The 17,998-nt window shown below is 59.5% G+C and carries 16 protein-coding genes; 9 read left to right on the top strand and 7 right to left on the bottom strand.

Annotation, left to right across the window (positions count from 1 at the left end; all coding sequences use genetic code 11):
- Nucleotides 1–37 precede the first annotated feature (37 nt).
- Nucleotides 38–1,624, top strand: coding sequence for an alkyl hydroperoxide reductase subunit F (gene ahpF, locus B060_RS0110665; protein WP_026172747.1), 1,587 nt, complete (start codon nt 38–40; stop codon nt 1,622–1,624).
- A 163-nt stretch (nt 1,625–1,787) separates the two neighbouring features.
- Here the strand turns inward: ahpF and B060_RS0110660 are convergent, their stop codons facing one another.
- Genes B060_RS0110660 through B060_RS0110650 form a run of 3 tightly spaced genes read right to left on the bottom strand, consistent with a single transcriptional unit; the run spans nt 1,788 to nt 4,599 of the window.
- Nucleotides 1,788–2,720: a TraB/GumN family protein gene (locus B060_RS0110660; protein WP_018081773.1), complete on the bottom strand. Its 933-nt coding sequence runs from the start codon at nt 2,718–2,720 to the stop codon at nt 1,788–1,790.
- A 51-nt stretch (nt 2,721–2,771) separates the two neighbouring features.
- Complete coding sequence (locus B060_RS0110655) at nt 2,772–3,731, bottom strand: TraB/GumN family protein (protein ID WP_081606836.1); 960 nt, start codon at nt 3,729–3,731, stop codon at nt 2,772–2,774.
- A gap of 1 nt (nt 3,732) precedes the next feature.
- On the bottom strand, nt 3,733–4,599 hold the full coding sequence (locus B060_RS0110650; RefSeq protein WP_018081771.1) for a glutamate racemase: 867 nt from the start codon (nt 4,597–4,599) through the stop codon (nt 3,733–3,735).
- A gap of 147 nt (nt 4,600–4,746) precedes the next feature.
- Here B060_RS0110650 and B060_RS0110645 point away from each other — a divergent pair, with 147 nt between their 5' ends.
- From B060_RS0110645 to B060_RS0110620, 6 genes are all read left to right on the top strand, one after another.
- Nucleotides 4,747–6,882, top strand: a complete 2,136-nt coding sequence (locus B060_RS0110645) for a M3 family metallopeptidase (RefSeq protein WP_018081770.1) — start codon at nt 4,747–4,749, stop codon at nt 6,880–6,882.
- A gap of 180 nt (nt 6,883–7,062) precedes the next feature.
- Complete coding sequence (gene dapF / locus B060_RS0110640) at nt 7,063–7,896, top strand: diaminopimelate epimerase (protein WP_018081769.1); 834 nt, start codon at nt 7,063–7,065, stop codon at nt 7,894–7,896.
- On the top strand, nt 7,893–9,179 hold the full coding sequence (gene mtaB / locus B060_RS0110635) for a tRNA (N(6)-L-threonylcarbamoyladenosine(37)-C(2))-methylthiotransferase MtaB (protein WP_018081768.1): 1,287 nt from the start codon (nt 7,893–7,895) through the stop codon (nt 9,177–9,179). Before dapF ends, mtaB begins: the two co-directional genes overlap by 4 nt.
- Nucleotides 9,176–10,129, top strand: coding sequence for a signal recognition particle-docking protein FtsY (gene ftsY / locus B060_RS0110630; protein WP_018081767.1), 954 nt, complete (start codon nt 9,176–9,178; stop codon nt 10,127–10,129). The genes mtaB and ftsY overlap by 4 nt, the downstream gene beginning before the upstream one ends.
- A 2-nt stretch (nt 10,130–10,131) precedes the next feature.
- Nucleotides 10,132–10,893 carry an inner membrane-spanning protein YciB gene (locus tag B060_RS24245; RefSeq protein WP_018081766.1) on the top strand — a complete coding sequence of 254 codons (762 nt, stop codon included), beginning with the start codon at nt 10,132–10,134 and terminating at the stop codon, nt 10,891–10,893.
- Nucleotides 10,894–10,997: 104 nt separating this feature from the next.
- The gene (locus tag B060_RS0110620) at nt 10,998–11,708 is read left to right on the top strand and encodes a MarR family winged helix-turn-helix transcriptional regulator (RefSeq protein WP_035422952.1); all 711 of its coding nucleotides are present in this window, start codon (nt 10,998–11,000) and stop codon (nt 11,706–11,708) included.
- Here the strand turns inward: B060_RS0110620 and B060_RS0110615 are convergent.
- Complete coding sequence (locus B060_RS0110615; RefSeq protein ID WP_023447280.1) at nt 11,705–11,983, bottom strand: hypothetical protein; 279 nt, start codon at nt 11,981–11,983, stop codon at nt 11,705–11,707. The two genes, B060_RS0110620 and B060_RS0110615, sit on opposite strands and share 4 nt — an antisense overlap.
- 250 nt (nt 11,984–12,233) lie before the next feature.
- Between B060_RS0110615 and B060_RS0110610 the strand changes: the two genes are divergently transcribed.
- Nucleotides 12,234–13,697, top strand: coding sequence for an ArnT family glycosyltransferase (locus B060_RS0110610; protein ID WP_155847608.1), 1,464 nt, complete (start codon nt 12,234–12,236; stop codon nt 13,695–13,697).
- A gap of 313 nt (nt 13,698–14,010) precedes the next feature.
- Here the strand turns inward: B060_RS0110610 and B060_RS0110605 are convergent, their stop codons facing one another.
- Nucleotides 14,011–15,066: a 1,9-bis(guanidino)-5-aza-nonane synthase gene (locus B060_RS0110605; protein ID WP_018081762.1), complete on the bottom strand. Its 1,056-nt coding sequence runs from the start codon at nt 15,064–15,066 to the stop codon at nt 14,011–14,013.
- Nucleotides 15,067–15,582: 516 nt separating this feature from the next.
- Here B060_RS0110605 and B060_RS0110600 point away from each other — a divergent pair.
- Complete coding sequence (locus B060_RS0110600; protein WP_018081761.1) at nt 15,583–16,602, top strand: AraC family transcriptional regulator; 1,020 nt, start codon at nt 15,583–15,585, stop codon at nt 16,600–16,602.
- 11 nt (nt 16,603–16,613) lie between these two features.
- Here B060_RS0110600 and B060_RS0110595 read toward each other — a convergent pair whose 3' ends face one another.
- Both B060_RS0110595 and B060_RS0110590 read right to left on the bottom strand, forming a co-directional pair.
- Nucleotides 16,614–17,525: an NAD(P)/FAD-dependent oxidoreductase gene (locus tag B060_RS0110595; protein WP_018081760.1), complete on the bottom strand. Its 912-nt coding sequence runs from the start codon at nt 17,523–17,525 to the stop codon at nt 16,614–16,616.
- A complete protein-coding gene (locus B060_RS0110590; protein WP_026172745.1) occupies nt 17,515–17,976 on the bottom strand; it encodes an Rrf2 family transcriptional regulator in 462 nt (153 codons plus the stop codon). The genes B060_RS0110595 and B060_RS0110590 overlap by 11 nt, the downstream gene beginning before the upstream one ends.
- Between the last annotated feature and the right edge of the window lie 22 nt (nt 17,977–17,998).

Below are 17,998 nucleotides of genomic sequence, written 5' to 3'. Positions count from 1 at the left end.
ACAATGATTTCCCCCTATTTTCTAACGGAGTACCACCATGCTTGACGCAGGGATGAAGACGCAACTGAAAGCGTATCTGGAAAATCTCCGGATGCCGATTGAACTGGTCGCCACGGTCGATGACAGCGCGAAATCGCGCGAAATGCTGGATCTGCTGAACGATATCGTCGAGGCGTCCGGCAAGGTATCGCTGAAGACCGATGGCAGCGACGCCCGCGTGCCGTCCTTCGCCATCAATCGCCCCGGTACCGAGATCAGCGTTACCTTCGCCGGTTTGCCGATGGGCCATGAATTCACCTCTCTGGTGCTGGCTCTGCTGCAGGTCGGTGGCCACCCGCCACGCGTCGAAGCCGATGTGATCGAGCAGGTCAAGGCGCTGGAGATCGACGGCGAACTGCGCTTCGAGACCTACTTCTCGCTGACCTGCCAGAACTGCCCGGACGTGGTGCAGGCGCTGAACCTGATGAGCGTGCTCAATCCCAAGATCAAGCATGTCGCCATCGACGGCGGCCTGTTCCAGGGCGAGGTCGAGGCGCGTCAGGTGATGGCGGTCCCCACCATCCTCGTCAATGGCCAGCCTTTCGGTCAGGGCCGCATGGGGCTGGAGCAGATCCTCGCCAAGATCGATACGGGGGCTCAATCTCGCGAAGCCGCCAGGATCGATGCCAAGTCGGAATTCGACGTGCTCATCGTCGGTGGTGGTCCCGCTGGCGCCGCCGCCGCCATCTATGCCGCCCGCAAGGGTATCCGCACCGGTGTGGTGGCCGAGCGCTTCGGTGGTCAGGTGCTCGATACCATGGCGATCGAGAACTTCATCTCGGTCTCGCATACCGAAGGTCCGAAACTGGCCACGGCGCTGGAGCAGCACGTCAGGGAATATGACGTCGATATCATGAACCTGCAAAAGGCGACGTCGCTGATCCCGGCCACCGAGCCCGGCGGTCTGGCTGAGGTGCGTCTGGAAAGCGGCGCTTCGGTGCGCGCCCGTACCGTCATCATCTCGACCGGCGCACGCTGGCGCCAGATGGGCGTGCCGGGCGAAGACCAATACCGCAACAAGGGCGTGGCTTACTGCCCGCACTGTGACGGTCCGCTTTTCAAGGGCAAGCGCACGGCGGTGATCGGCGGCGGCAATTCCGGCGTTGAGGCGGCCATCGATCTGGCCGGCATTGTGGCCCATGTCACCCTGCTCGAATTCGCCCCGGAACTGCGCGCCGACGCCGTCCTGCAACGCAAGCTCTACAGCCTGCCGAACGTGACGGTGATCACCAACGCCCAGACCACCGAAGTGCACGGTGATGACGCCAAGGTGACCGCCCTGTCGTACAAGGACCGCATCCACGATACGGCCCACACGATTGAACTGGAAGGCATCTTCGTCCAGATCGGCCTGCTGCCCAATACCGAATGGCTCAAAGGCACCATCAACCTGTCGCCACGTGGTGAAATCGAGATCAATGATCGCGGTGAGACCTCGGCGCACGGCATCTTCGCCGCCGGTGACGCCACGACTGTGCCGTATAAGCAGATCATCATCGCGATGGGAGAAGGCTCCAAAGCGGGGCTGTCGGCTTTCGATCACCTGATCCGCACGAGCCTGCCGATCGATATCGCGGCGGAGTAGGTTAAGGCCAGGAGGCGCGGCCTCCTGGACCTCATAACTCGACGGTGTTTAATCGCTTAATACTAAAAAAGCCGGGCCCCTTAGAGGTCCGGCTTTTTTAGTATTATACAAATAGATACGGTCCAGTTTCGGGGTCAAGGGGTCTGCGACCCCTTGCCTTTGTCTAATCCTTCGGATTCGACACGTCATACCCTTGCGCGCGCAACTGATCGAGCACGCCGCCCTTGCGCAGTAAAAGCGCCAGAGGAAAGACGGCGACGGTTTTGCCGGGTTTGTTGAGCGCGGTGGTGACGGCGCGGGCGGAATCGGTGACGCTGCGATCCATCATGGCGGCGGCCTGCGGCGAACCGGACAGGCATTTCAGCAGGGTCGATCCCTGATAGTGGCGGCGCACCGTGGCGATATCGCCAACCGCCCATGCTTTCGCGGCCAGAGGCGCGCGATCCAGATTGAAGTCGATATCATCGAGCGTGTAGCGCAGGCAGTCCTGACTGGCCTTGTCGTCCATGGCGTTTACGGCCTTGAAGATCGGCCCTATATCATACCTTCCGGCCGACTTGACCGGTACGCCCGCCTGTCCGGCCAGACGGCGCACGGTCGACAGCGTGGCTTCATCGCTTAAGGCTAGCTTTTGCAGCACCTCGCGGCGCAGACGGGCGCCGGCCCAGACCGGCTTGTCGCGGGCGAAATCCTTGATCGGAACGCCGGCACGCCTGGCTGTGGTCTCATAGCGGGCGTAAAGTTCCGGCGGCAAAGCGTCTTTCAGGTTCTGACGATTGGGCAGGCCCTTCTTCGACATCATCATCCAGGCATCACCGATGCCGGTGCTGCTGTCCGCCGGTGTGATCAGCCGGTTGGCGCCGCGCAAGGCGCCTTCGACGCGATTCGTGCTCCACACTTGTTTCTTCGGAAAAACCGGAAGTATGCCGAGAATGATGACCTGCGAGTCGCCTTTGGTAACGCGCCACAGGGCGGGGCCAACCGCTGCCTTGCCGCGCACTACCACCTCGGTTTCCGGCCAGGCTTCCTGCGCCACGGCCATAGGCGGCAGGGCGAGCATGACTATCAGGGCGAGGAAAAGAGCTTTCAGGGACATGGCATTTTCCAGGGGATGAAAACGTCAGTTTACGTGACTTCTGTGACTCTTTTATTGGGCGGGTGAGGTCACCACGACACCGGCGGCGCGCAGACGATCGAGCACGCCATCCTTGCGCAGCAGATCGCTGAAAGGCACGACCGCCAGGCTCTTGCCAGGGGTTTTCAACGCCTCTTCAATCGCTGTGGTCATGCCGCCGATGAAGAGGGCATCGTATTGCTGGCCCCATTCCGGCGTCGACAGATTGCAGGTCAGAAGGGCGGACTCGCGATACTGCGACAGGGCGGTCTTGACGTCGCCCTGCGCCCAAGCCTGCGCCATGCCCGGCAGGACGGTGAGGTTATAATCTATACCATCGAGAAAGGTGTTGAAGCAGGCCCTGTTGGCCCCAGCATCGAGCTTGAGCCACTGATCGGAGAGGGTGTCAGCATTGACCGTGTAGGCGATGCGTGACGCCACACCGGCATTGGCGGCCAGGGCGGTGACCTGCCGCATGATGTCGTAGCGCCGGATATGGTTGGCTGCCAGCACATCGGAGAAAAGCTCCATGCCGGCGCGCATCGGAATCTTGTAGGCGTAATCGCTGGCTCTGAGACCTGACGTGTGTGCCACGACCTTTTCAAAGCGGGCATAGGCCGCGGGCGGCACGAGATCGTAAAGATAGGTGCCGCTTGGCAGTTCGGAGCCTTTGAGCCAGCGCTTGCCAGCGATGTCGCCGCCGCGCGAGGCGCCCGGCACGATGACGTAGTGCGCGCCCTTGAGCAGGCGCTTCACGCGGGTGGTGTCCCAGGTCAGGTTTTCCGGCGTTTCGGCGAGCGTACCCAACACCCATACGCTGGATTGGCCGCGCGTCAGTTTCCACATGGCCGGGCCGGCGACCTTGGCGCGCACGACCACCTCGGTGACGTCGGACCAGGCTTGCGGTTCTGGAGTCTGGGCCGAATCCTGGGCATGCGCGCTGGCGGCCAGCAGCATCCCCATAAACACCAGTGCCGCAAGCCGTCCGCTCATATCAGCCCACCACGGCGGCGGCGGATTCGAAGGTCAGGGGCGCCCCCCAGAAGGCTTCGATCAGGCGGGACTGCGTGCGCGGTTCGCCGGTGGTGAGGAAGGTGCGGCGGCCGGTGTCGCCAATGGTGTATTCCGGATGGCGCTCGATATACTCGGCCAGAGCTTTTGATACCGGCGCCGGTTGATGGATCAGCGGGGTGCCGGCGGGCAGGTGTTCGCGGAACAGATCGGCGACGATTTCATAATGGGTGCAGCCAAGAATGGCGCGATCCGGGTAGCGACCGATGCGGATTTTCAGGCTCTCGACGTGGCCCTTGATCTTGGCCGAAAGGTCTTCGCGCGGTGCGTCGCGTTCGATCAGATCGGCCAGTCCCGAACAGGCCTCGGTGAAAACAGCCAGGTCCTGACGGCGCTTGTCGATCTCGATCTCATAGACGCGTGAACGGGCGGTGGCGACGGTCGAGAAAACACCGACAACATCCAGTTTCTGGATCTTTTCACCACGACGCTCGGCCTCGTGTTCCCATGGCAAGCCCGTGGCGGCCTCGATGGTCGGCACGATGATGCCCAGCACATTGACCGGACGCTTGTAGGTTTTGCGGAACTGCGCGAGCCAGGTGGATTGCAGGCGGCGCAGCGCGACAGCGGAGGCGGTGTTGCAGGCCAGCACGACCAGCGAGGCGCCGGCCTCGAACAGCGTTTCGCAGCCCTGACGTGTCAGCTCGACGATCTCTTCGCCGCTCTTATCGCCATAGGGTGTGTTCTTCTGGTCGGCGAGATAGATGAAATCGGCCTGGGGCATCCGGTCGACCAGCGCGCGATGGATGCTCAAACCGCCGATGCCGGAATCAAAAACGCCGATCGCCATACATAGTATCCTATATTACTAAAACTTAATTTGGCCGCATATGGTATGCAGCCTAGCTTGCAATTCCTACGATTTTTGCCAGCCGTCGTAAACAGGCGTATGGGTCACAAAAGAGTCAAAAGTGTCACCCCCTAAGAGAACTTCACCATGTCGAATATGAACCGCCGCACGGCCCTCGGTCTGATGGCCGGCACCAGCGCTGCCGCTTTTGTTACCCCTACATTTGCACACTCTGAAACTATGGGAGGCGCAGCCATCGCCACAGCTTATCTGACCCAGCCCTGGACCGGTCCCTATGGTGGTGTTCCGCCCTTCGACAAGGTGAAGATCGCCGATTTCGAGCCCGCCACCCTGGCCGCCATGGACGCCACGCGCGCAGAGATCAAGGCGATCACCATGAAGCGCTCGGTCCCGACCTTCGAGAGCATTATCGAGCCGTTTGAAGTGTCCGGTGCGGCCTATGATCGCGTCGGTTCGGTTTACAGTGTATGGGACTCAAACCTCTCGACCGGCGGCTTCCCGGACGTTTCCGCCAAACTGTCGCCGATCAAGGCGGCTTTTGGTGATGAGATCACGCAGAACGCCGACCTCTTCCAGCGCATCGAGACGGTCTATAACAACCGCGCCCATTTCAAGCTCAATCCGCAGCAGGATCGCCTGTTGTGGAAGAAGTACAACGGCTTTGTCCGCGCCGGCGCCAAGCTCTCGCCCGAACATAAGAAGGCGGTGGCTGACATCAATCAGCAACTGGCCACCCTGTTCAACACCTTTGCCAACAACCTGAAGCACGATGAGGCGCAGGCCACCTTCATCACCAAGGACGATCTGGCCGGCCTGCCGGAGCCTTTCATTGCTGCCCTCGCTTCCAAGGCGAAGGAGCTGGGCAAGCCGGGCCTATACGCCGTGCAGAACACGCGCTCGGCCATGGAGCCCTTCACCACTTATTCAACGCGCCGTGACCTGCGTGAAAAGGTGTGGACCGCCTACATCATGCGCGGCGACAATAACGATCAGTGGGACAACAAGAAGATTGGCGCCCAGATCCTCAAGCTGAGGGCCAAGCGCGCCAAGCTCTCTGGCTATCCGACGCACGCCCACTGGCGCCTCGAAGTCGCCATGGCCAAGACGCCCGAAAATGCCATGAACCTGATGGAAGCGGTCTGGGGACCGGCGGTCAACCGCGTCCACGAGGAAGTGGCCGACATGCAGAAGATCGCCGACAGTGAAGGCGCCAAAATCACGATCGCGCCGTGGGATTATCGCTTCTATTCCGAGAAGGTGAAGAAGGCGAAGTACGATCTCGACGAGTCTGAAGTGAAGCCCTATCTCCAGCTCGACAAGATGCAGGACGCCATGTTCTGGACCGCTAACAAGATGTACGGCTTCGAGTTCGTCAAGGTGACCGACGTGCCGGTCTTTCATCCGGATGTGACGACTTATAAGGTGCTGCGCGCCGGCAAGCAGGTCGGCGTCTGGTATTACGATCCGTATGCGCGCGAAGGCAAGTCTTCCGGTGCCTGGGAAACCGAGTATCAGGGCCAGTCCCATATGCTGGGCCACATCTGCATCTGCTCGAACAACTGCAACTTCATCAAGGCCGAGCCCGGCAAGCCGATCCTGATCTCATGGGACGACGCTGAAACCATGTTCCATGAGTTCGGCCATGCGCTCCATGCCCTGTCGTCCAATGCCTATTACCCATCGCAGGGCGGCACCAACACGGCGACCGATTTCGTCGAGTTCCCGTCGCAGCTCAACGAACACTGGCTGCCGCTGCCGGTGGTGCTGAACCAGTTCGCCATCCACTATGAAACCGGCAAGCCGATGCCGGCCGAATTGCAGGCCAAGCTGGTGAAGTCGTCGAAGTTCAATCAGGGCTTCGCCACGGTCGAATACCTGGCCTGTGCCCTGATCGACATGATGTATCACCTGGCCGGCGACACCGATATCGACATCGTTGCGTTTGAAAAGACCGAACTGGCCAAGCTGAACATGCCGAAGGAAATCGTCATGCGCCACCGCCCGACGCAGTTCGCGCATATCTTCGCCGATGACGGTTATTCGGCGGGTTATTACAGCTATCTGTGGTCGGACGCTCTGGTGGCCGATGCCTATGAGAAGTTCATGAAGGAGGGCGGGCCATTTGAAGGGCCTACCGCCAAGCATTATTTCGAGACTATTCTCAGCGTGGGTGACACCCTTCCGCAGGACGTGGCCTATCGCAACTTCCTCGGCCGCGATGTGCAGCGTGATGCGCTGATGCGGCTGCGTGGCTTCGCTTAAGGTTATGGGGCGTGGGGTCCGTGACCCCACAAACCTGGCTTCAGTCCAATAAAACCCTCGCCCCAATGGGGCGGGGTTTTTTATTGGATTAAGGTGAAGTCTTGGGGCCGCAGGCCACAAACCCCATAACTTAAAGAAAGCACTACATTTTCAGCCCCATTACGACTATATAAGCCGGAAATGACCCGTCCTTTTCTCAAGATGAACGGCCTCGGCAACGATTTCATTGTCGTAGACGCCCGCGACACCGCCTTTACGCCGGCGCCGGAGCAGATCCGTGCCTGGGGCGACCGCGCGTCCGGTATCGGCTTTGATCAGCTTATCAGCATCGAAGGGTCGCCGCAGGGCGACGCCTTTATGCGCGTCTGGAACAATGACGGCGGCACGGTCGAGACCTGCGGCAATGCTCTGCGCTGTGTTGCCTGGTACTTGAACCGGGATGCTTCCGACAAGACGCTGAAGATCGACACCTTGGGCGGTCTGGCCAAGGCGCGCGTGCTGCGCGCCGACGCCAAGACCGGCACGGCCAGTGTCGATATGGGCAAGCCGGGCCTCGACTGGCACCAAATTCCGCTCTCCGAAGAAATGAATACCGAGCGCCTTGAATTGCAGGTCGGGCCGATCGACGCGCCGCTCTATCATACGCCGGTCGCCGTCAGCATGGGCAATCCGCACGTCGTTTTCTTTGTCGCCGATGTCAACCGCGTCGATGTCACCGCCACCGGTTCGCTGATTGAAAATCATCCGCTTTTCCCCGAAGGTGTCAATGTCGAGTTCGCGCAGATCATTGATCGTCAGACCATCCGGATGCGCGTCTGGGAACGCGGCGCTGGCATCACGATGGCTTGCGGCACCGGCGCCTGCGCCACGCTTGTGGCCGCCGCCCGCCGCGGCCTGACCGACCGATCCGCCACCGTCATCATGGATGGTGGGCCGCTGCATATCGCCTGGGCGGAAAATGATCACGTCATCATGACCGGCCCGATTGAGGTCGAGTTTGAGGGCACGCTGTGAGCCCGGAAAATGAAAAGAAGGTCGATGTGGTCACCTTCGGCTGCCGTCTGAACTCCTATGAGAGCGAGGTCATCCGCAAGACCGCCGCTGAGGATGGGCTCGACAACGCCATCATCTTCAACACCTGCGCCGTCACCGGCGAAGCCGTGCGCCAGGCGCGTCAGGCGATTCGTCGCGCCCGCAAGGAAAACCCCGACGCCAAGCTGATCGTCACCGGCTGCGCGGCGCAAACCGATCCGGACACCTTCGCCAATATGGCTGAGGTCGATTTCATCATCGGCAACGGCGACAAGCAAAAGGCTGGCAGTTACAAGCTGACGCCCGATAGCGCGCGCATCACAGTCAACGATATCTTCTCGGTTCAGGAAACCGCTGGCCATCTGATTGATGGTCTGAAGGATCGCGCGCGCGCTTTTGTCGAGGTGCAAAACGGCTGCGATCATCGCTGCACCTTCTGCATCATCCCCTATGGCCGCGGCAATTCGCGCTCGGCTGCGGCGGGCGATGTCATCAGCCAGACGCAAAAACTGGTGGCGCAGGGCTATAACGAGATCGTGCTGACCGGCGTCGACCTGACCTCGTGGGGCACGGACCTGCCCGGCACGCCGCCACTCGGCAACCTGGTGACGCGGATCTTAAAGCTGGTGCCCGACCTCAAGCGCCTGCGTCTCTCCTCCATCGATGCCGCCGAGATCGACGATACGCTTCTGCGCGCCTTTGCCGAAGAAGAACGCCTCGCCCCCTATCTGCACCTGTCGCTGCAACATGGCGACGACATGATCCTCAAGCGCATGAAGCGGCGGCATTTGCGTGCGGATAGCATTGCTCTGGTCGAGAAGGTGCGCGCCGTCCGTCCGGATATCTCTTTCGGCGCCGATATGATCGCCGGTTTCCCGACCGAAACAGAAGAGATGTTCGCCAACGCTGTGTCGCTGGTCGATGCCTGCGATCTGTCGTTCGTCCACGTCTTTCCCTATTCGCCGCGCCCGCAGACTCCTGCCGCCAAGATGCCGCAACTGGCCCGCCCGCTGATCAAGGAGCGCGCCGCCCGGCTGCGCGCCAAGGCGGAGGAAGCGCTCACCCGCCACCTCAGCCGTCAGCATGGCCGCACGCTCTCCTGCGTGGTCGAGAAGCCCGGCTTCGCTCGCGCCGCTGATTTTACCGAGGTGGTTTTCAGCGGAGACGCGGTCGTCGGCGGTATCAGCGATATTTTTATCCACGGCCACGATGGCAAACATGTCATTGGCAGCCTCGTGCAAACTGAGCTACAGCAAGCGATATGACTGAACAGAAGAAAACTGGCTGGCTCCAGCGCCTGACGCAGGGCCTTTCGCGCACCTCGCAAACCCTGACCGAGTCAGTGACGCAAGTGTTCCAGCAAAAGGAAGCGCTGGATGATGCCGCCCTTGAAGAGCTGGAAGACCTGCTGGTCGAAAGCGACTTAGGCCCGCAGATATCCGCCACCATCGCGGCCAAGATGGCACAGCAAAAGTTCAGTTCTGCCAAGGATGCCAATGCCGTGCGCTCGGCCCTGGCCGAGGCGCTGGCGGATGAACTGGTCGGTCACGAAGGCACGTTCGATCCGCTCTCCGGCCCCAAGCCCTATGTTGTGCTGTTCGTCGGCGTCAATGGCTCCGGCAAAACGACAACATTAGGCAAGATCGCCGCGAAGCTGACCAAGAGCGGCGCCAAGGTGCTGATCGTGGCGGGTGATACCTTCCGCGCCGCCGCCGTCGAGCAGCTCAAGGTCTGGTCGGAACGCGCCGGCGCCGATTTCATGGGCCGTAAGACCGGCGCCGATGCGGCGGGTCTTGCCTATGACAGCTTCGTCAAGGCGAAGGAAGAAGGCTACGATGTCGTCCTGATCGATACGGCTGGCCGCCTGCAAAACAAGCAAGCCCTGATGGATGAACTGCTCAAGGTCGTGCGGGTCATCAAGAAGGTCGATCCCGAGGCGCCGCACGAAACCCTGCTGGTGTTAGACGCCACGGTGGGGCGCAACGCGCTCAGTCAGGAACAGATTTTTGGCCGTCAGGCCTTTGTTTCCGGCCTCGTCATGACCAAGTTGGATGGTACGGCACGCGGCGGCATTCTCATTCCGATCGCCAAGGCCTCCGATGCCCCGATCAAGCTGATAGGCGTCGGCGAAGATATCGAAGACCTGCACGCCTTCAAGGCGCGCGATTTTGCCCGCTCCATGGTTGGGTTAGAGCCCCTTTCGGATAAGGAATAGCGATGAGCCTGCCGCCAAAGTCTGAACCGGATGCCACCCCTGTCGATCTCGCCAAGGAGATCCGGGAAGGTGACAGGATTGTCGATAAGGCTCTGGCCGGTGCGGCGGAAAAATTCGGCGAAACCAATCCTGAACTGGCCTTGAAGCCGGATACACCGAAGCAGAACCACGTCAAGATGGCGGTCGATTATGGCCCGCTCATCGCCTTTGGCCTGACCTTCCTCGTTTACAAGCTGCTCAAGATCGCGCCGGAAAAGGACGCCCTGATCTGGGCCTCCGGCGCGCTTGGGGCGGCCTCGCTGATCGCCCTGATCGCCGGTCTGATCATGGAAAAGCGCATTGCGTGGATTCCGCTCGTGTCGTGCGTCATTACCATTCCCATGACCATCCTGACCGTGCTCACCCACGATCCGATGTTCGTGAAGATCAAGATGACGATCGTCGATGTGCTGATCGGCGGTATTTTGCTGGGTGCGCTCCTGCTCAAAAAGCAGCCGCTGAAAGTCCTGCTTGGCGATGCGCTCAAGCTCAAGGATGCGGCCTGGCCGCGCCTTACCCTCTATTACGCCCTGTTCTATCTCGCCATGGCTGCGGTCAATGAGGTGGTCTGGCGCACGCAGAGCGACAGCGTCTGGATGCTGTGGAAGATGGGCTCGATGATCGGCGGCCCGATCCTGCTGTCGATCTGCCTGTTGCCCTTCCTGATGAAAAACATGATCACTGATCGCATGAGCGATGAACAGGTTACAGATAAAGCCGCTTAAGCATGGCTGAAGTTTATATTCCGCATACGGATTGAATTGTCGTGAAAGCGACATATAATCATGACAAGGTTCAGCGTGTTTCGGCCGGACCCTGGGAGGGCGTCATGAAGAAATCCAAATCCCTTAACAATAAGAATAGTGAAAAAGCCATGTCAAAGAACGGGCTCGATGATTCGCCCTCGCATCTGCTGCATCGCGTTTTGCAGATCGCGCTCGATATTTATAATGCTGAAGCCGGCGAAGGCGCGCTTTCCCAGCGCCAGTATGCCGTCCTGAAGGCGCTGGAAGGCACACAAGGCCTGTCGCAGACAGATCTGGTCAAGGTGACCGGCATTGACCGCTCGACCCTGGCGGACCTGGTGTCACGCATGCTGGCCAAGGGGCTGGTGGCGCGCGAGCGCTCAGCTACCGACGCCCGCGCCAATCTGGTTCAGATCGCCGAAGCCGGCAAGACGGCGCTCTCCGACATGGAGCCGCGCGTTTTGGCTGCTGATGACAAGATACTCAGCCTGTTGTCGCCACCCAAGCGCGACAGCTTCGTCAAGTTGCTGCGCAAGCTGACCCACGCGCGTGAGGACGAACTGAGCGAAGCCGATGGCAAGCCGCGCAAGGAAAAGGCGCCGAAAGCTCTCAAGGCGCCCAAACCGGAAAAGGTGGCTGAGAAGGCCGAGAAGAAGCCGGGCAAGAAAAAAGACAAGTTCAGCGCCAAGAAGATGAAGAAGCTGCCGTTTCCGCCCTTGTCTGAAGGCATCAACGCAGCGGCGGTGACCGAAGAGCTGGTCCATGCGCCGGTCATCAAAGAGATCAAGGGCTAGATCACGATATTGAGGTAAGAGCCCGGCCGCCGCAGCGGCTGGGCAGCGTCCTGCGCGCTGGCGCTGACCTGCGGGGCGGGCGCTGGCGTCGTGGCGCGGGTGATGTCGGCTGCGGTATAGGTGGCCGGCGTGATCTTGGGAGCCGTGATCTGCTGAAAGAAAGCCTTCTGTGCCGAAAGCGCGCTGACAAAACTGCCGTCCGTAGCCGGCTTGGCGGCCGGCGTCGGCTGAGGGTTGAGCATCTGGGCGAGGGAGGGGCGAATCGGCGTTGTCATGTCCGAACCCTACACATAATCAGGTATTTAAATGGTTAATGCGCCTTAAGGTTCCGGAGAACTGGCGCTCTGTATGACGCGCCAGAAGGCGTCCACAGAACCTTAAGAGTGTTACGGTAATATGAGATAACAAACGTCTCTTTCCGGGTTCCCTTTGGTCATCTTAAAATCCTTCACGCTGATCCGGCAATTCTGTACCGCCAGGCCGGCCTTCACGGCCGGAATCCTGTGCTTGTTATGGACCTGCCTTGTGCGTCTGCCATTTGCGCACGTCATTGATAACGATGAAGCCTTTTACAGTGTTGTGGCCTCGCGCTGGCTAAAAGGTGAGTTACCCTACAGCGCCAGCTTCGACATCAAGCCCCCCGGCCTATTCGCCATTTTCGCCGTGGCCCAGATGCTGTTCGGCAGCAGTCTGGCGACCATCAAAGGTCTGGAAATTCTCTTCACAGCGTGGGGCGCCTATAGCCTGCACAAACTGATGAAGCGGCATGGCTCGCCTGAAGCTTCCGTCTTGATTGGTCTGTTGTATCCGGTTTTTTCATTATTTTTTGTCGGTGTGTCTTCACCTTGTCAGCTTATTCAGGCCGCCTTTACGATCGCCGCCTTCGTCTGGCTTCTGGATAGTGGTGTGGCGGCAGCGCGCCGGCAAGCCCTTCTCAGCGCCGGATGGGCAGGCTTAATGATCGGGTGCGCTTGCCTGGTCAAGCAAACGGCGGTTTTTGAAGCCCTGGGTCTGCTGGGCTGGCTCGTTTGGCAGGCATGGCTGAAAAAAGACGTGAGGCCGTCCTTGATCTTTTGTGCGGCTGCCGCCTTGCCGGTCATGGCGTTCGGCCTGTACTTCGCTGTTGCGGGCCATTTGGGTGACGCCATCGAAGCCATTACCATGACGGCGGTGCAGCGATCGCAATTGAACATGTCGGCAGACGCCGGCGCCTGTCCGGAGCTGATTCTGCGGTTCTGGCATGTCATGGCGATCATCAAGCCGGTGATTGTGCTGATCGCCGGCAGCGTGTTGGCGCTTTTGCGTTTAAGGCGATTACAGCTTGTCTTTACCGGCCCATTGATCACACTGACGCTTATCTGGTACGCGGCCGTTGTGGTTGGCTTGTTGGTCCTGAGGTCCCCTGAGATCTGGTACGGCTACGACCTGATACCGCCCGCCCTGATCCTGTTTTGTGGCATCCTGTGTCATGGCATGGCTTTTTCGCCGCACCAGCGCCGGCCATGGATCGTGGCCTATAGTGTTATCGCCTGCCTTCAGCCGCTTCTCATGGATCATAAGATATTGTTTTCGGATGGACCGGACGGTCGCCCGGACTATATCGGCAATGTCCGAGCTGCGCAGAGTCTGAAAGCCGCAGGCCTGCGCCACAACGACTCCCTGTTGGTTCTAAGCCGTGGCCACTATGTGCATGTGTTCACCCATGCCATGCCCAATGCTCGCTACTTCAACGCCATGCACCTCTGGTGCGTCTTTCCGACACCCGACAAAGACCCGCTGGCGGAAGCTCTGTCGGTTCGCCCTCGTTTTATCGTCTTTTCCGGCACCGACTACATGATTGGCTGCGCGCAATTGGACCGTCTGAAGATCGTCGAACCTGTTCTGGCAGCGGATTACGACCGCGTCGCCGAGGTCAGCGGCCGTTGGGACCACTTCTCTATCTACCGCCGTAAAATTGATCCCGTGGCCGCAAGCGTTACATCTGAGTGAGACCCTGATGGGGCGCAATAGTCCACGACCATTGCCACATACACCAAAACGCAAAACGGAGACCATTGGGGGGCAATGGTCTCCGTCGCATACCGCCGGTTTCGAGGGGGGGGTGATCCCGGCGGCGAACTTACAGGCTCAAGTATCGGTCAAAAAGATTAACGAAAGCTTCGTCGAATCCTTGACGTCTAGCTGCCTTGAACCCTTACTTAATACGTCATGCGGAAAATGCTAGTGCAGCGCACAACATATCCGCGGTTTTTTGCCGTAAAGCGGCTCACATTTACTTGAACGCCGCTTTACTAGTCGAAGATCAAGCGAAAAGCTTGGCCCAGCGCGGCTTGTTGCGGCCTTGCCAGGCACCGCGGTGATAAGCGTCGGAACCGATCAACGGCACAACGGTGGTGGCTTCGGCGAAGACCATCTGCTCGTAGGTGGTGTTGACCTTGCCCCACGAGGCGGCTTCTTTGAGGGTGGAGGACGAACAGGCGCCGTCACGCACATCGGCGACGGTGATCTGGACGGCATATTTGTGCATGTCGGCTTCGACGCCGAGGATTTCGGCGCAGACAACAGTATCCTGCGCGAAGTTCTTCGGCACGCCGCCGCCGACCATGAACAGTCCGGTGGTGCCGGCAGCGATCTTGATGTCGGTCAGTTCGCGGAAATCGGCCACGGCATCGATCATCAGGTAAGGCTTGCCAGCCTTGATGCATTCCTTCTGGTGCTTGACCAGGCCGAAACCGGCGGACGAATCGACGAAGGCCGGGCAGAAGATCGGCACGCCTTCTTCATAGGCGGTCTGGATCAGCGAGCCAGGCTTCTTGGCATTGCCCTCGGAGAGCCACTTGCCCATTTCCCAGATGAATTCGCGCGACGAATAGGCGCGCGGCTCAAGGCGGTTGCAGATTTCCAGGATCGTGTGATCGCAGTTCTGCAGTTCTTCTTCATCGATATAGGTGTCGTAGATGCGGTCGATGTAGTTGTCGCGCAGCACGTTGTCGTCCACCGGACCGGCGGCCTGATAGTGCTTGAAACCGAGGGCTTCAAAGAAGTCCATGTCAACGATCGAGGCGCCGGTGGCGACCACGGCGTCGATCATGCCGAATTTCACCATGTCGCGGTAGACGTGCATGCAGCCGCCGGCCGAGGTGGAGCCGGCCAGGATCAGCCAGGGCGAGCAGCTCTTGTCTTCAAGCGCCATGTTGAAGATGTCGGCCGCGCGGGCGGTGTCGCGGCTTGAGAAGCTCATCTTGCGCATCGAATCGATGATCGGACGGGCGTCATACGAGGTGATATCGACATGCTCGACCGTTTCGGCCAGCAGCGATGCCTTCATGTTGGATTGGGGGGTGGTATCAGCGCTCATTGTGCGTTCCTTTGAGAAGCGCCCCGGGATCGGGGTGGATAAAGGTGGACGCCCGTCATTCGCCCTTGATCCCCCAGACGGTGCGATGGGGAGGGTATGAGTAAGGGGCGGGCTATAGACCAAAGCGAAGCCTTTGGCAATTCAGCTTTGTAAGGATTTGATGTGGCGTTTGCCGAGGTGGCCCACAATAGCGCTGGCGCGTGAAACATTTGTGATAACAAGGCGGTGAGGACGATTTAAGCCCATCAGCAACGCTCAAACAACTGTGCGCGCATTCCGGATATAGCCATGCTGTTTATGGATAACTTTGAAAAGTACGGGTAATTCTAAATCACTATAAGTTTTGAGGTTTTTGACTTTGTGGATTATTTTACTGTTCAGAACGATTTTTTCGTAATGCGGATTTCCGCGTTTATTATTGGACAGTGGTCATCTTTTAACATGACAGTTTTTGATTTACTCCCGAACCCGACTCATCCGGACCGTGCCGGAGTGCGTGTGACGAGGGATGACGCCATGGAAAGCAACCCACTGGATTCTCTCGAGACATGGCAGTGCGTCGGCGATACTTTCGATAAATTTCAGGATGTCATCTGCAATTTTTTCAAGTGGAACTGCGCCCATGACGGCGCCGCCCCTGACTTTCAGTGGCAGATGAATCTCGGTGTGTTGAAGTCACAAGACGATAACCACCAGCCACATATCCTGATGGCGCGCCTGATCTCGACCTCGGGTTTCGTGCAGATTCAGGCCGATTCCGCCTCGGATCTTGTCATCATTATGCCGGTCAAAGGCTACCTGATGCTCAAGCGCGGTGGCGACAGTCAGAAGGTCATGCCCGGCAAGGCAATGATTTACCAGCCTCTGGGCGAGACCCATATCAGCCACGTCGCAGATGGCCAGACCGGTGAAGCCTATATCATCAAGCTCGGCTTCACTTGGGTGCAGCGTTTCCTTTTCGATATCGTTCAGTTGCCGGTTGAGCGCGACCTGCATCTGGGGCCGGTGATCGATTTGTCTTCGCCCCAGGCAAAAGTGTTGTCACGCCTGATCGCGACCCTGTGTTCGGATGCCTTCACCTTCCAGAGCCGCGATCTGTCGCGCACGCTTCAGCACCGTCTGGCAGAGACCTTCGGCCATCTGCTGCTGGAGAGTATTCCGCATCGTTATTCGGAACGCATGAAGACCGGCAAGGCCGATCCGGTGCCGAACTATCTGCGGGTGGCGCGCGATTACATGCACCGCGAGGCGCGCAGCAATCCGAGCATGAACGCGGTGGCCAGGGCAGCCAATATCAGTGTCCGTACGCTGGAAACCAGCTTCCGCACCCATATGGACGTAACGCCCCACACTTATCTGCGCACCGTCCGGCTCAAGATGACGCGCGAGGCCCTGAGTGACGGACGTGATCAGCGCTCCATTGCCGATGTGGCCGCGGCACATGGTTTTCCGCACGCAGGACGGTTTGCGCAATACTATGCCGATCTGTTTGGCGAAACACCGTCGCAGACGCGCCGCAAAGGACCTTCTGCTTAAGGATAGGCCGCTTAAAACGTCATGTCGAGCGGATCAAAGATCAGGGAGCGGTGTGCCGCCGAGCCTGCCATCACGCCAGATGAGGTGGCCCAGGTCGCGTTATGGGCAGAGTAGGCGATATCACCCGCCGCATACACGCCGGCCACGCTGGTTTGGCCCATAGTGTCGATTTGGACGACAGGGCCGAACAGGCCATCCTGCAAAACGCAGCCCAGTTTCTCAGCGATCGGGCTATTCAGTTCGGTACGAGAGCCGAGATAGAGCGCGACTACCGGCACCGTCCGGCCGTCTTCCAGCGTAATGCCTGTCAGGCTGGGCGCCTCGCCGGTAAATCCGGTGATGCGGCCCGGTTCGATAACCACTTGCCGCTGTTGCAGTCGCGCCCGCGTTTGGCTGTCGGGCATCTCGCCGCCATTGAGGAAGAAAGTGGTTGGTCCCCATTCGGGAATCATCAAGGCCTGATGGGCCGACATGGCCGTTGTACTCAGCACGCCCAGCGGACGCCCCTTGAACTCATAACCATGGCAATAGGGGCAATGAAGCACCGAAGTGCCCCAGCGCTCCCTCAGACCCGCCATGTCGGGCAGGTTGTCGCGGATGCCAAAGGCGAGGATCAGTTTGCGACTGTGGATGTCCTGGTCTCCGGCGCTGACAATAAAGCCTTCGTTCTGACCACGTACATCTGTCGCTTCCGCATCGATAAAGGTGATATTGGGATAGGCAACCACATTGTCGCGTCCGGCGCCGATCAGGGCCAGGGGGGCGTCACCATCGTGGGCAAAAAAGCCGTGTGAGTGCTTGGCGAAACGGTTGCGTGGCTGGCCGGTATCGATCACACAGACCGAGCGACAGCCACGCCCCAGTTGCATGGCGGCGGAAAGACCGGCAAAACTGCCGCCGATGATGATGACGTCATAGATCATGATGTTGCTCCTCAACGGATTGGTGCCGCGTCTTTAGACGCTGCCTGAAATCAGCGGCCAGAGCGCCGAGTGTGACGCCGGCGAAGCGCGACATCAGCAGCGCTTCGGCCTCGGCGAAAGCGTCGTCGAGGGCGGCATTGACCGCCTGTTCGACCAGGCATAACGGCTGTTCGCTGCGGTGACCGAGCGCGAAGATCTCGGGCGCCCCGACGGCGGCATAGACATCGGCCATGGTGAAGTCTTCGAGATCGCGAGCGATGGTCCAGCCGCCGCCATGGCCTTTTTCCGAGTGGACTAGGCCGCGTTCGCGCAGGCCCGCCATGATGCGGCGGACGACCACCGGGTTGGTGCCCATCATTGCCGCAAGCTTTTCGGAAGTGACTGGAGTGTCGAGGCTCGCCATGTGGAGAACCACGTGGAGAATGCCCGAAAGTTTGCTGTCCCGTTTCATGTAACTTCATATGTTACATGAT

The organism is Asticcacaulis benevestitus DSM 16100 = ATCC BAA-896 (assembly GCF_000376105.1).
Taxonomy (GTDB): Bacteria; Pseudomonadota; Alphaproteobacteria; order Caulobacterales; family Caulobacteraceae; genus Asticcacaulis; species Asticcacaulis benevestitus.
The sequence above is the reverse complement of the archived record's forward strand: the minus strand, read 5'-3'. Positions and strand labels throughout refer to the sequence as shown.

What these genes read in the sequence shown, in the direction of transcription:
- ahpF (WP_026172747.1), top strand. Translation starts at nt 38, where the DNA reads ATGCTTGACGCAGGGATGAAGACGCAACTGAAAGCGTATCTGGAAAAT.
- B060_RS0110660 (WP_018081773.1), bottom strand. Translation starts at nt 2,720, where the DNA reads ATGTCCCTGAAAGCTCTTTTCCTCGCCCTGATAGTCATGCTCGCCCTG.
- B060_RS0110655 (WP_081606836.1), bottom strand. Translation starts at nt 3,731, where the DNA reads ATGAGCGGACGGCTTGCGGCACTGGTGTTTATGGGGATGCTGCTGGCC.
- B060_RS0110650 (WP_018081771.1), bottom strand. Translation starts at nt 4,599, where the DNA reads ATGGCGATCGGCGTTTTTGATTCCGGCATCGGCGGTTTGAGCATCCAT.
- B060_RS0110645 (WP_018081770.1), top strand. Translation starts at nt 4,747, where the DNA reads ATGTCGAATATGAACCGCCGCACGGCCCTCGGTCTGATGGCCGGCACC.
- dapF (WP_018081769.1), top strand. Translation starts at nt 7,063, where the DNA reads ATGACCCGTCCTTTTCTCAAGATGAACGGCCTCGGCAACGATTTCATT.
- ftsY (WP_018081767.1), top strand. Translation starts at nt 9,176, where the DNA reads ATGACTGAACAGAAGAAAACTGGCTGGCTCCAGCGCCTGACGCAGGGC.
- B060_RS24245 (WP_018081766.1), top strand. Translation starts at nt 10,132, where the DNA reads ATGAGCCTGCCGCCAAAGTCTGAACCGGATGCCACCCCTGTCGATCTC.
- B060_RS0110620 (WP_035422952.1), top strand. Translation starts at nt 10,998, where the DNA reads ATGAAGAAATCCAAATCCCTTAACAATAAGAATAGTGAAAAAGCCATG.
- B060_RS0110615 (WP_023447280.1), bottom strand. Translation starts at nt 11,983, where the DNA reads ATGACAACGCCGATTCGCCCCTCCCTCGCCCAGATGCTCAACCCTCAG.
- B060_RS0110605 (WP_018081762.1), bottom strand. Translation starts at nt 15,066, where the DNA reads ATGAGCGCTGATACCACCCCCCAATCCAACATGAAGGCATCGCTGCTG.
- B060_RS0110600 (WP_018081761.1), top strand. Translation starts at nt 15,583, where the DNA reads ATGGAAAGCAACCCACTGGATTCTCTCGAGACATGGCAGTGCGTCGGC.
- B060_RS0110595 (WP_018081760.1), bottom strand. Translation starts at nt 17,525, where the DNA reads ATGATCTATGACGTCATCATCATCGGCGGCAGTTTTGCCGGTCTTTCC.
- B060_RS0110590 (WP_026172745.1), bottom strand. Translation starts at nt 17,976, where the DNA reads ATGAAACGGGACAGCAAACTTTCGGGCATTCTCCACGTGGTTCTCCAC.